The organism is Vibrio sp. D431a (assembly GCF_030248655.1).
GTDB lineage: Bacteria > Pseudomonadota > Gammaproteobacteria > Enterobacterales > Vibrionaceae > Vibrio > Vibrio alginolyticus.
Window position 1 is genome coordinate 98,893 of the sequence record NZ_JAHGAP010000009.1, and the last position, 12,931, is coordinate 111,823.

The following is a 12,931-nucleotide window of genomic DNA, read 5'->3' on the forward strand; positions in this document are numbered from 1 at the left end:
AAATTTTTTCAGGCGAATCGTTGTAATGAAAAAGGTGATAGATCAATCGATGTCGGCTTTCCTTCGATAAGCTCTAAAAGGAGATCTGCCGTAATCGCCGCTTGAGTTAATCCAAGGTGTTGGTGGCCAAATGCCAGTAATACATTTCCATCCCAAATGCTATCAATAACCGGTAACGAGTCGACTGTTGAAGGCCGATTACCCATCCACTTTTCTCCTTGCTTGAGTGGATTTAACTCCGATTCAAACATCTCATCACCTAACTGAAAAAGCATTTCTGAACGTTTCATATTGGGTAGTGATTCTACATCGGCATACTCAACAGTGCCTGCCAAGCGTAGCCCGCCAGACATCGGAGTCATGATGAATTTTCTATCGGCAGAGCTAATAGGAAATGGCAGTACATCACGCTTGTCATCCACCATTAGGTGATAACCACGCTCGGCTTGAATAGGCACTTTGACTCCGGTTAGCTGCCGTATCAAAGGCTTAGAATGTACACCAGCAGCAACAATGATTCGGTCAAATGAATACGTTTGAGACTCAACCAGCACCTCGCCATTTTTCGCCAACGCAGATACATCTTTTTGTAAAACCTTACCGCCAATAACTTCAAAAGCTTCACTTAGCTCAGCACAGAGCTGATAGGGGTCTAGCGTATGACCTGTATCGGGAAAAAAGACGCCGACACGAACCTTATGGCTGAGATCAGGTATCCGCTCTCGAATCTCCTCTTGTGTCCAAACTTGATACGCCACACCGTTTTTAGCCAGTGAGTTAAGCGTGCTTTGATAATTCTGAAACAGTTTCTCGTTTTCAAAAGTGAGCAATGAACCATTCATTTTTATTAGATGCGCTTTTCCGATTGAATCAAGCACGCCACGCCAACTTGCCACTGACCGCTCGTTAAGACTCTTAATCGCGTTTTTTGCCCGCTCCGCGGCTGATGGCTTGGTTTGTAATAGAAAACGAATCATCCACCCGATTGTGTTTGGAATATCTTGCCAACGGATCGAAACCGGACTTTTGGGATCTAGCAGCATTTTAGGTAATTGTGGAAGCAGCGCTGGCGTTGCAAGAGGGAAGATTTGCTCAGTCGCGATATGGCCTGCATTTCCCTTAGAGCATCCATTCCCCACGCCATTGGGATCAAAAATCGTGACTTGATAACCTTGCTGCTGCAATTTCAAGCCAATTGATAAGCCAATAATCCCCGCACCTATCACAGCGATCCTTTCCTTTTTAGTTTCATCCTTGACCAACATAAATATGCTCCGAGTCACACTTGAAAACGTAGATTGTATACAATATATTTTACATTACGTTAACATCACTATTGTTTAATTCAACCATTTTTTCAGCAAGGAGCGAAAAATGAGACAAGGAACTTTTTTCTGTATTGATGCCCACACCTGCGGCAACCCAGTTAGGCTGGTAGCAGGCGGTGTGCCTCCACTCGAAGGCAATACCATGAGCGAAAAGCGCCAATACTTTCTTGAGCATTATGATTGGATTCGTCAGGCACTCATGTTTGAGCCTCGCGGACACTCGATGATGTCGGGGTCCGTTGTCTTGCCTCCTTGCAGCGATAACGCAGACGCTTCAATTCTGTTTATTGAAACCAGTGGCTGCTTACCAATGTGTGGCCACGGCACCATTGGAACCGTCACCACCGCTATCGAAAATCGCCTTATCACTCCCCAAAAAGAAGGTCGTTTGATACTTGATGTCCCAGCAGGACAAATCGAAGTGCACTACCAAACAAAAGGTGACAAGGTCACGTCGGTAAAGATATTTAACGTACCGGCTTACCTTGCCCACCAAGACGTAACCGTGGACATAGAGGGCTTAGGTGAGCTCACTGTCGATGTTGCTTATGGCGGAAACTATTACGTAATCGTCGATCCTCAAGAAAACTACGCCGGACTTGAACACTACTCTCCAGATGAAATTTTGATGCTTTCTCCAAAAGTTCGCGAAGCGGTATCTCGAGCGGTTGAGTGCGTACATCCAGAAGATCCAACAGTGTGCGGTGTTTCTCACGTGCTATGGACCGGAGAGCCCACTCAAGAAAACGCTACCGCTCGAAATGCTGTGTTTTACGGCGACAAAGCGTTGGATCGCTCGCCATGTGGTACGGGTACTAGTGCACGCATGGCGCAATGGCATGCAAGAGGCAAACTCAATCAAGGAGAAGACTTTGTTCACGAAAGTATCATCGGCAGCCTATTTCAAGGACGTATAGAAGGCATTACCGAAGTGAATGGCAAAGCCGCTATTTTGCCAAGCATTGAAGGATGGGCACAAGTATACGGTCACAACACGATATGGGTAGACGATGAAGACCCATATGCGTACGGATTTGAAGTGAAGTAATAAGGATAGTAAGGAAGAATGATGACCCCACAAGAACCAACCACTTTTTACGCAGTCAACGCCTTTACTGGTGAGCCTCTACCCACAGCGTTTCCGGTGCATGGGGAGCAAGAAGTTAATCAAGCCGCCTCAGCCGCCCAAAGCGTTGCGCGTGAGTTTCGCCAACTAAGCAATGCAAAGCGAGCGAGCTTACTTTGCTCTATCGCCTCTGAATTGGAAGTGAAGAGTGAAGAAATCGTTGCTCGTGCTCATTTGGAAACTGCCCTTCCCGAAGCACGTTTAAGCGGTGAAATAGGACGTACAGCGAGCCAATTAAGACTATTTGCCGAGGTTGTGAGATCGGGTAATCACCATCAAGCAATTTTCGATACGCCAAACCCAAACCGTCAACCACTGCCAAAACCAGATATTCGCCGTCAACAAATCGCAATTGGCCCTGTCGCCGTGTTTGGTGCGTCTAATTTTCCGCTCGCATTTTCTACGGCAGGTGGTGATACGGCTTCGGCACTGGCTGCTGGCTGTCCTGTGATTGTAAAAGGCCATACCGCCCACCCTGGCACCAGTCAACTTGTTGCCGAGTGTATTGAGGCTGCACTTGAGAAAGAGTGCTTACCGCAAGCCATCTTCACGCTATTGCAAGGTAACAAACGTGCACTTGGCCAAGCACTCGTTACCCATCCAAAAATTAAAGGGGTTGGGTTTACAGGTTCAGTCGGTGGTGGCCGTGCGCTGTTCAATCTAGCCCAGCAAAGACCAGAGCCAATCCCCTTCTATGGCGAACTAGGGGCGATTAATCCAACATTTATTCTCCCTTCAGCCATACGGGCAAACGCCTCATTGGCTGAAGAATTTGTGGCTTCTATGACTTTGGGCTGTGGACAATTTTGTACAAAACCAGGCGTTGTATTTGTCTTGAATAGCCCAGAAACGCAAGCCTTTATCGAAATCGCTCAAGGGTTAATTCGACAACAATCAACGGCCACTTTGCTAACGCAAGGAATCCGAGAAACGTATGAATCCGAAGTGGATAAGCGAGCTTCCGAAACAGGCATTAACGTCACTCGTTCTGAACAAGCAGAAGCGACCAATGTCTCACCAGCACTGTTCGTGACGGACAGTAAAAACTGGCGTGAAAACCCGCAATGGGAGGAAGAAATATTTGGTCCTCAATCGTTAATCGTAATCTGTGAAGATTTCGATGACATGTTGAAACTGAGTGATTCACTGACTGGATCGCTCACCGCAACCCTTCACGCTACCGCTGAAGACGAAGAACAAGCCAAGCAACTGCTTCCAAGTTTGGAAGAAATCGCCGGACGCCTTGTATTCAACGGTTGGCCAACTGGCGTCGAGGTTGGTTACGCTATGGTTCATGGTGGACCATATCCGGCTTCAACCAATTCTGCCTCAACATCTGTCGGTGCGGAGGCTATTCATCGTTGGTTGCGTCCCGTCGCTTATCAAGCTTTGCCAGAATCTTTATTGCCGGATTCATTAAAAGCGTCGAACCCACTGGGTATCCAACGCGCCATAGATGGCAGTGTGTCCCAATAAGCCCACCAAATGGCTCAAAAAGGCATCAACTGATGCCTTTTATTTCACTCTACTTCTCAAAACCTTCTTTCCTAGTTGGTTTGTGCCAGAAAAACAATAAACTACTAAAGTAAAATGGATTGGATACAATATTAATTTCACGGGAGACTTCAATGTCACAGAAACCTGTTTTTAAAACGCGCACTCAGCTCGTTGAGGAAGCAATTCGAACTCAGATCTTGAAGGGCGAGTTAAAAACTGGTCAACCTTTACGTCAAGATGCGTTAGCAAAAGAGTTTAATGTTAGCCGAATTCCTGTGCGTGAAGCGTTAGTTCAATTGGAAGCACAAGGACTCGTTAGCTTTGAACCTCACAAAGGTGCGACGGTCACTGAGCTATCTCCAGAGAAAATCAATGAGCTATTTGAACTGCGCGCTGTCGTGGAATGCCACATTTTAGAGCGCGCGATTCAAAATATGACAGACGCTGACCTTGAACGCGCGCGCGAAGTTCGCGAACGTTTCGAGTCAGTAGTGAACAGTGGCGACGAAGTAGAAGAATGGAGCAACTACAACTACGAGTTCCACAAAGCCCTATATGCGCCAGCCAACATGCCTGAAACTATGGACGTCATTTACAACCTGAACACAAAGTGTGACCGATACATACGCATGCAGCTATTGTTTACTACAGGCATTAAAAAGGCAGAAGAAGAGCACTTAAGCTTGTTTGAAATGTGCCAAAATCGCGATATCGAAGGCGCCAAGTATCTACTGAAAAAGCACATTCTAGAAGCGGGCACAGCGATTCGAAACCTGCTGCTTGAAAGGCAAAATATCAGCCAGTAAACGGAATAACGAATAAGGTGATATTCAAGGATGAATGTTGGACCAAAGTTTTTACTTGCAGCGCTACGACAAAAGATTAAAGAAGAAGGGCTTTGCTACAATTCCTTGTCAGAGAAAAGTGGCATCCCTTTATCTAGTATTAAACGCCACCTACATAATCCAGCTTTAGGTTTGGATAAAGTACTTATTTATCTGAACTACCTGAATACCGATCTCATCGAACTCGCAACCTTAGCCAACGAGCTTCAGCACCAAAACGAGCAAATGCTAACAGATGAAGAGAGCGCCCTTTTCGTTGAGCATCCTTATTTACTTGATTTTATTTATATGCTGACTTCTCGTGATATTAAACCGCAAGAGATAGCCCAAACTTACGGACTTTCTGATACAAGCTTACGATTCTATTTGCGTATCGCGGAAATTCTAGGATATGTCGAAAACTTCGGAGACGGCTTGTTTTACCGTTCTGGTCGTCGATTTATTATGGAAGAAGGTACGGCATTAGACACCTTATTCAAAGAGCGATTTCAACAAGATTCGCTTTCTCATGATATCAACCCAGGCGTATGTATAGGTCGCATTAGGCTCACCGAAGAGCAGAAAGTGCAAATAGAGGACGAGCTTTGTAATAAATTAGCGAAACTTAACGCAGTTAACACTTCCAACAATGAAGGTGAACTAACAAATATATTAATGCGCTGCACTCCCGGTGCTCAGATATTTTTCGCTGATGATTTACCTAACATTGACGGAAGCTTATTAAAGCACGTCGCTCAACTCACTAAATTAAGTTAAAGCATCAGATAAATAAATCAAACACCCCCGAGATAACATCATATATCCCTACCAAACTATTGATTCAAAGCGTTTCCTGAATCTAATTCTGATTTTTTATTTAGCAAGCGTCGCTTAGTCAACTAAGAACTTGTCTTAATTTCACACTTATTAATTGTCTTGTTAGCTCTTTTGAAATAGACAGAAAACTTAAGTAATGACTAATTTAGCTTAAGTATAAAAGACAACTTTTTTACGTTATTTACCTCACACTATTTAACTATAAATTTGCAGACGAACAAATTAAATTAATACATTCACCTAGCTAATAAAAACAAAAGCAAAACACATAATTATAATTCTATTATTTATAAGGACATAGAAAAGTGAAATTTAAGTATTCTTTAGCAACGGCAGTCACTCTCGCATTATTACAAGGCTGTGGCGGTGGTGGCGGTGATAGCTCATCACCTACTCCGTCCACTAGCAGTGCAAACGGTCCAACGTGGAAAGTTCATGATTTTAGCCAACCGTCGAAAACGTTTATCAACCAATGTGAAACGCCCCGCGTCGGACTGGACCCATATGACAACTATGCCGCCTATCCAGATAAATTGGGCTCTGCATTACACGAAAAACTCTTTTTAAGAGCTTTTACTAACGAAACGTATCTATGGTATGACGAGGTTCCTGATAATAATCCAGCAAACTACAAAACTGTTACTGATTACTTCAATACGCTGGTCACCTCTGCTACTACCGCGACGGGTAAACCAAAAGATCGCTTCCATTTTACCGTCCCTTATGAAGATGATATGAAATCATCGCAATCCGGTTTAGTTGCTGGATTTGGTTTTAACTGGGCATTCCTACGTGGCGTACAACCTCGAGACGTTCGTATTTCCTACACTGAAGAAGCCTCGCCAGCTGATAGAAGCGGCATTGCTCGTGGTGATAAGCTTCTGAAAATCAATAATATTGATGTGGTTAACACCGGTAGTCAGTCCGACATTGATTTTATTAACAAAACGCTCTTTAACCCTGACATCAATCAAGATTACACCTTCACATTTGAGAGTGTTGACGGTCTAGAGAAAACCGTGACGCTTACCGCCTCTGATGTCATGACCTCTCCAGTTAAAAATGCCAAAGTGATTACACACAATGGTATGCGGATCGGCTATCTGCAATACAACTCCTTTGAACCAAGCGCTCAAGCCCCGCTTATTGAGGCGTTCAGTATGCTCTCAGCAGAGAATGTTGACGAGATCGTCGTTGATTTACGTTACAACGGCGGTGGCTTAGTCCTTCAGTCCTCGCAAGTAGGCTACATGCTAAGCGGTGCTGGTCAGAACCGAGTCTTCAGTGAGTTGATTCATAATGACAAAGTGATGCGTACCATTAAAGATGGGGATAACATCTATCGCTTTACGAATCTAGCAATAGACTGGGCAGCACAGAAATATTCGGATCAAGTGCTTCCGACACTGAACAAAAAGCGCGTATATGTGCTGACTTCAGGAGGCACGGCTTCCTCAAGTGAACTGTTAATCAACGCTTTGCGCGGCATTGATGTGGAGGTTATCCAAATAGGTTCAACAACCACAGGTAAACCGTATGGGTTCTCACCAGAACAAAACTGCGGCACTATGTACTACACTATTCAGTTCAAGTCGGCGAACGAGAAAAAATTTGGCGACTTCGCTGATGGTTTTATTCCTACTCCAAAGAGCCAAATCAATACCGAGCTAGGCTTAAACAATAGAGTGGAAGGTTGCTGGGTCAATGACGACCTAACAAAACCATTGGGCGATCCGTCTGAAGGTATGCTTTCTGCGGCACTAAACTACATGGAAACTGGAACCTGTCCGCCAGTATCCCCTTCAAGTTTCAACGCCATGCCGCGTAACATTTCATCTCCGGAGTTAAGCGATCTTCGCTCTCCGCTACGAACAGAGGCAATTCATGTTGAGATCAACTAACTTTTTACGAATGCTGATTCGGGTTGCGCTTTTCTTAGGCACTTCGATTTCTTTGATAGGATGCCAAGCTATGTCACAAGAACCCGTTGAAGCATTGAGTAAAAAGAACTCTCCGGAAACAGTCATAGAGATTCAAAACGCGATCGCAGAAATCCAAGGGACACCAGCACCTAGAGTCGCAAATAACGTATTTGAATCCTCACCGCATGTGTTGATTGAAAAAGGACGAGTAAAAGGGAACAACAATCAACTGTTGGATGGCAGCTATACGGATCTTCCAGACCAATATACGTTGCAGATAAGAGGTGAAACCTGTGGCTTGTACTATGCCAAAACAGATACTTTTGTCTCTCTCAGTTCACTAGATTGTGAGCCCATCATTAAGTTTTAGATCTCCCAAAATAGAAGCCCGCTGATATCAGCGGGCTTCCTACTTTATTGTTCAGTGTGAAACGGTCAACGTTACTTTAGTTCAATCCATGCTTTGCGCTGTTGCTTATCCATGTATGACCAAGCTACAAAGCGGCTCACTTTCTGCCCTTGACTCATTTCAACCACACGAATGGCTTTCACACCCAATTTTTCAAGCTGCTTGCGCATCGGGCGAACGTTGTCTTTTTTGGATATAAGTGTTGTAAACCACAAGACCTGTGCGGCAAAAGCTTGGCTTTCATTCGCCATTTTTCGGATAAACGCCGCTTCTCCGCCTTCACACCACAATTCAGCGTTTTGACCGCCAAAATTCAACGCAGGCTTACTTGTCTTTACTGGTGCGGTTTGAGGTTTTAGCCCTTTCTTGCGCTGGTTTGCTTTTAGATTATCGATTTTACGCTGGCTGCCCATAGCGGCATCTTCCGCCGAACGGTGGAATGGCGGATTACATGTCGTCACATCATAACGATCATTCGGTTGAATGATACCTCGATAAATATTGGCATCATTGTATTGCTGTACCAGTGCAATTTTTCCCTTCAAAACACGATTGTGCTCTACGATCGTTTGAGCCGATTGGATGGATTTTGGATCGACATCGCTGCCCGTATAGTGCCAACCGTATTTTGTTACACCAACAATCGGATAAATACAGTTTGCTCCCACGCCAATGTCCAACGCTTTCACTTTTTGGTGCGCGTACTGACCTTTTACTTCACCATCAAGAAGTTCTGCCACTCGGTGAATGTAATCAGCGCGGCCCGGAATCGGTGGGCAAAGGTAGGTGTCGGGAATGCCCCAGAACTCGATACCATAATACGCAGCAAGCAATGCTTTATTGAGAATTTTAACAGCGTTAGGATCAGAGAAGTTTATGGAGTCTTCCCCTTTCGGATTTTTGATAACGAATGGCTTTAACTGTGGTTCACTTTCCACGAGTTTTTTAAAATCGTAACGACCTCGATGAACATTACGCTCATGCAAACCATTCTTCGCTATTTTTATGAACTCGACTTCGCTCTTTCCTGCAGGCTGCGAGGATTTGCGCGCAACTTTGTCTTTAACACGCTTCGGCTTGGCTTTATTCGCGTCTTTATTCTGAGCCGCCTTTGAAGTCTTTGGCTTTGCTTGCTTCGCGTTGTGATTATTGTTCTTCATTCAAATTCGCTTTTAAATCGAGGTAAATCATAAACAAACGAGCATCAAATTCGAGTTGGTGATACTCAGGCTCCATATAGCAACATAGCTGATAGAACGCCTTGTCGTGGTTTTTCTCACGAGTATGCGCCAACTCATGTACCACCAGCATTCTTAATAGTGGCTCGGGCGCATCCTTAAATACATTGGCAATGCGAATCTCGTTTTTCGACTTCAGCTTACCGCCATGGTTTCTACTGATTACACTGTGCAAACCAAGCGCGTTGTTTACCGCGTGAATTTTCTTATCGTAGACGACTTTACTGATTGGCGCGGCTTTCTTCATGTAGCGGTTTTTGATTGCCATGGCGTACTCATAGAGCGCCCTTTCGCTTTTGATTTGGTGCCTGTCGGGATAACGCTTCTCGAACCAAGGAACAAACTTGCCACTCGCTATCAACGAGCTCACCTGCTCTACGATGTTTTGTGGGTAGCCTTGAATGTATCGAAGTGACGGATGCATAGAATTAACGTCTGTTATGACAAAATAAAGGCGCTCAATATACCTGAGATAAAGGACAGTTTCACCTTAGCTTTCGCCTTTCATTTATTGTGAAAGGCCGTTAAACTTCGCCTCCCAATGATAATGGAGAGAAACTCAATGAAACGTGTCGTCCTTTACGTCAAAGACAAATGCCCTCACTGCAAAGATGCTCAACGTTATCTGGATTCGAAAAATATTAACTATCGTTTGTGCAATGCTAAGATGCAACGCGGTCGCAAAGAACTTGATGCGCTTGGTGCTCGTTCAGTGCCAGTTTTAAAAATTGGTGATCGGGTAATGATTGGCTGGAACCCAAAGAACTTCGAGAAGATGTACAAAGGCGACTAGTGCTCGGACGATGAATCTGCGCTGCGTTTAAACGTAGCGCTTGATAAAGTCGATAAACGTTCGATCTGCTATTGATAAGTACCCCTGCTTGCGCCAAGCAAGTGCCAGATCTAGCGTCACTGGTGGTTCAAACGGTAAGCCAACAACGCCCGACTCATGTTGAGTCACCAATTCCAGTAACGCGGTAATCGCAAACTCTTGTTTTACAATACTCAAAATCAAAGGCAGTAAGTTGGTCTCGAATGATGACTTCATGGTAAACCCATGCTCCTCACTCACCTGATCCAAAAATTCGCGGTGAAAATAACCATGCTGAAACATAACCAAATCGTGTTCAAAGAACTCATCAAAAGTAAGAGCGTGTCGCTGGGCTAACTCATGCTCAGGTGAAACAACTGCGACCATTTGGCTAGTAAACAAATGGTCAGTTTCTAGATCATCAGGCACGTTATCACAACTGATCACACCGATATCGAGTTGACCATTGAGCAGCATACGACGAATCGATTGAGTCCCAGCTTCGACCAAGGTCAATTTTAACTCCGGGAATTGGCTTTTAAACGCCATCACAATTCGTGGAAAGAAATAACTGCCCATCATTGATGGCGTTCCGAGTCGTACTTCTCCTTTCGCTAAACCTTTCAACTCATCAATCGCGAGCTGCGCGTCGTGCAACTGTTGAATCACCCGCTTGGCATGTATAAGTAGCGTTTCGCCCTCTTTCGTTAAGCTGATTTTTTTATCATCACGGCGAAATAGGGTTACGCCCAAAGACTGCTCAAACTTTTTGATAGAAATGCTTAATGCGGGCTGGGCAATATGCAGGGCTTTCGCCGCATGGGTAATGTTTCCGTGTTCAGCGACCGCCAGAAAATATTTAAGTTGTTTCGATTCCATTAGATCAAAAATATATGGTGTCCATATTTTTAATATATTTTTTTAATTTATAACGAACTGATAGATTGATCACAGTCTCTCCATTTGCTCACATTAGGCAGGATTCATGGTCAGTTTTGGCACACCGGAATACAAACGCATTACGCTCTCGCTTGCGCTTGGTTCCTTCTTGGTTTTTTCAAATTTATACCTACTACAGCCAATGCTGCCCACTTTTGCCCAAATTTTCACGATCTCAGAAACGCAAGTTAACTGGCTATTTGCGGCCTCAACACTCGCTCTCTCTTTTAGCCTCGTTCCAATGGCTGTGTTGTCAGAATCAGTGGGAAGAAAGCCAGTCATGATGGCTGGTCTGTTTTCGATTCCTACCCTTTCCGCTTTGATGCTATTTGGTGACTCATTTCTGTTTTTGGTGGTATGTCGAGCACTGATCGGTGTCGCGCTCGCAGCTTTTGCTGCAGTCGCCGTGGCTTACATGGCAGAAGAGCTCGACAAGCACGCTTTCTCGATGGCAATTGGAACGTACATTGCGGCTAACTCATTAGGCGGTATTGCAGGGCGTATTAGCGGCGGCTTATTGGCGGACAATTTCAGTGTTGATGTCGCCATTGAAGTTATGATGGTGTTCACTCTTCTTGGTGTCATTGGCGTTCACTATTTATTGCCAACACAGCGCAACTTCACCCCGTCATCAAGCAGCTTGCGCCATCAAAATCGTGCGCTTATTGGTCATTTTAAAAACCAACGCGTGTGGTTCGCAATGCTGATAGGAGGACTCAACTTTGCTTTGTTCGTCAACCTTTACTCCGTCATGGGTTTCCGTCTGGTGAGTGAACCTCACAATGTGCCCGTCGGGTTGGCCTCACTGATCTTTATTTGTTACTTGGGAGGGACTTTCTCCTCTCGTTGCGCAGGCCAATGGAGTAAACGTTATTCATCAATCCTCGGTATGTTCTTAGGCGCGATAGTGAGCATGGCGGGGATGTGGATTGCGGCGGTTGAAAGCTTGACTGCAATGCTATTTGGGTTGTTGCTGATAAGTTTTGGTGCCTTCTTTACTCATACCCTCGCCTACGGTTGGGTCGGTCAGAACGCCACTCGCGCCAAAGCCACCGCGACAGCGCTCTACTTAGTACACTACTACGTAGGCGGTAGCTTAGGAGGATTCTTACTTCTTTATTGTTGGCAACATGGTGGTTGGTCGAGTGTTCTTATGGGAGGAAGCGCAGTCTACCTAGCGATGTTTGCTGCAATTGCGTATTTGAAACACATTGCCGAAAGAAAGCATACTGACCAAACACCTGACGCTGCGAGTTTAAAGAGTAGCTAAGGTACGCTCATTTGCGTAATACCTCTCTGGTTACTTGGATAACCAACTCTGCTATGCTTGCGCTACTTTAATAAAAACCAGAAAGTCGTATGTCAACGCGTTCAACACAAAACACAGATATCGAAGCGATCACTCAACAGGTCGATCAATGGCTCAACGATGTAGTAATCGGTCTCAACCTTTGTCCATTTGCTGCCAAGCCGCAACGTAATAAACAAATCAAAATCTTTGTTAGTGAAGCGACTCAAGAAGAAGCGCTTCTAGAAGATATTTTATTGCAGCTGATTGAGCTGAGTAACACAGAACCCGAACAACTTGAGACCACGTTGGTTGTGGTTCCCAACATGCTACAAGATTTCTGGGACTACAACTTTTGCATAGATTGGGTTGAAGGATTAATTAAGCAGCAAAACTGGGAAGGTGTTTTCCAAGTAGCGACTTTCCATCCTGATTACTGTTTTGGCGGCGCAAGGCCTGAAGACGACGAAAACCTAACCAATCGTTCTCCTTACCCGATCTTCCATTTGATTCGCGAAGAGAGTATGGAAAAGGTACTAAAACACTATCCTGATCCTGAATCCATTCCCGATACGAACATCGCTCGTGTTTCCGCCCTTTCAGAGGAAGAACGTAAAAAGCTGTTCCCTTACCTATTTCGTTAAGCACCACCATTCCCAAAGGCAGATTTATCACCAGTTAGATGCAATGCCCTTGGGGTTCAAAGTGCGGT

Annotated in this window: 13 protein-coding genes; 9 read left to right on the forward strand and 4 right to left on the reverse strand. The window is 44.8% G+C overall.

Translation table 11 applies throughout. From position 1 onward, the window contains the following. Window positions 1–8: 8 nt before the first annotated feature. Entirely contained in the window at window positions 9–1,265 is a 1,257-nt protein-coding gene (locus KJB35_RS06720; RefSeq protein ID WP_213963176.1) for an FAD-binding oxidoreductase, read from the reverse strand. A 109-nt stretch (window positions 1,266–1,374) separates the two neighbouring features. On the opposite strand from KJB35_RS06720, the gene KJB35_RS06725 reads away from it, so the two are divergent. The 6 genes from KJB35_RS06725 (at window position 1,375) to KJB35_RS06750 (ending at window position 7,904) form a co-directional block, all read left to right on the forward strand. Continuing rightward, window positions 1,375–2,376 carry a 4-hydroxyproline epimerase gene (locus tag KJB35_RS06725; protein ID WP_047008677.1) on the forward strand — a complete coding sequence of 334 codons (1,002 nt, stop codon included), beginning with the start codon at window positions 1,375–1,377 and terminating at the stop codon, window positions 2,374–2,376. A 21-nt stretch (window positions 2,377–2,397) separates the two neighbouring features. Then, window positions 2,398–3,930 (forward strand): aldehyde dehydrogenase (NADP(+)), encoded by a 1,533-nt coding sequence (locus KJB35_RS06730; RefSeq protein WP_186585045.1) that lies wholly within the window; start codon window positions 2,398–2,400, stop codon window positions 3,928–3,930. Between the two features lie 152 nt (window positions 3,931–4,082). Continuing rightward, window positions 4,083–4,757, forward strand: a complete 675-nt coding sequence (locus KJB35_RS06735; protein ID WP_005377862.1) for a GntR family transcriptional regulator — start codon at window positions 4,083–4,085, stop codon at window positions 4,755–4,757. Window positions 4,758–4,787: 30 nt separating this feature from the next. Beyond that, on the forward strand, window positions 4,788–5,552 hold the full coding sequence (locus KJB35_RS06740; protein WP_005377865.1) for a hypothetical protein: 765 nt from the start codon (window positions 4,788–4,790) through the stop codon (window positions 5,550–5,552). Window positions 5,553–5,917: 365 nt separating this feature from the next. Next, complete coding sequence (locus KJB35_RS06745; protein WP_054730106.1) at window positions 5,918–7,513, forward strand: S41 family peptidase; 1,596 nt, start codon at window positions 5,918–5,920, stop codon at window positions 7,511–7,513. 70 nt (window positions 7,514–7,583) lie between these two features. Then, window positions 7,584–7,904, forward strand: coding sequence for a hypothetical protein (locus tag KJB35_RS06750; protein ID WP_149191861.1), 321 nt, complete (start codon window positions 7,584–7,586; stop codon window positions 7,902–7,904). Window positions 7,905–7,975: 71 nt separating this feature from the next. Here KJB35_RS06750 and rlmF read toward each other — a convergent pair whose 3' ends face one another. After that, window positions 7,976–9,103 carry a 23S rRNA (adenine(1618)-N(6))-methyltransferase RlmF gene (gene rlmF, locus KJB35_RS06755; RefSeq protein ID WP_115385898.1) on the reverse strand — a complete coding sequence of 376 codons (1,128 nt, stop codon included), beginning with the start codon at window positions 9,101–9,103 and terminating at the stop codon, window positions 7,976–7,978. Then, window positions 9,090–9,605, reverse strand: coding sequence for a M48 family metallopeptidase (locus KJB35_RS06760; RefSeq protein WP_005377870.1), 516 nt, complete (start codon window positions 9,603–9,605; stop codon window positions 9,090–9,092). Before KJB35_RS06760 ends, rlmF begins: the two co-directional genes overlap by 14 nt. A 138-nt stretch (window positions 9,606–9,743) precedes the next feature. Between KJB35_RS06760 and KJB35_RS06765 the strand changes: the two genes are divergently transcribed. Then, the gene (locus tag KJB35_RS06765) at window positions 9,744–9,974 is read left to right on the forward strand and encodes a glutaredoxin family protein (RefSeq protein ID WP_005377871.1); all 231 of its coding nucleotides are present in this window, start codon (window positions 9,744–9,746) and stop codon (window positions 9,972–9,974) included. 27 nt (window positions 9,975–10,001) lie between these two features. Here the strand turns inward: KJB35_RS06765 and KJB35_RS06770 are convergent, their stop codons facing one another. Next, complete coding sequence (locus KJB35_RS06770; RefSeq protein WP_149191862.1) at window positions 10,002–10,871, reverse strand: LysR family transcriptional regulator; 870 nt, start codon at window positions 10,869–10,871, stop codon at window positions 10,002–10,004. Between the two features lie 106 nt (window positions 10,872–10,977). Between KJB35_RS06770 and KJB35_RS06775 the strand changes: the two genes are divergently transcribed. Both KJB35_RS06775 and KJB35_RS06780 read left to right on the forward strand, forming a co-directional pair. Then, window positions 10,978–12,201 carry an MFS transporter gene (locus tag KJB35_RS06775; RefSeq protein ID WP_154204656.1) on the forward strand — a complete coding sequence of 408 codons (1,224 nt, stop codon included), beginning with the start codon at window positions 10,978–10,980 and terminating at the stop codon, window positions 12,199–12,201. Between the two features lie 89 nt (window positions 12,202–12,290). Then, complete coding sequence (locus tag KJB35_RS06780) at window positions 12,291–12,863, forward strand: DUF1415 domain-containing protein (RefSeq protein WP_025766766.1); 573 nt, start codon at window positions 12,291–12,293, stop codon at window positions 12,861–12,863. Window positions 12,864–12,931: the final 68 nt, after the last annotated feature.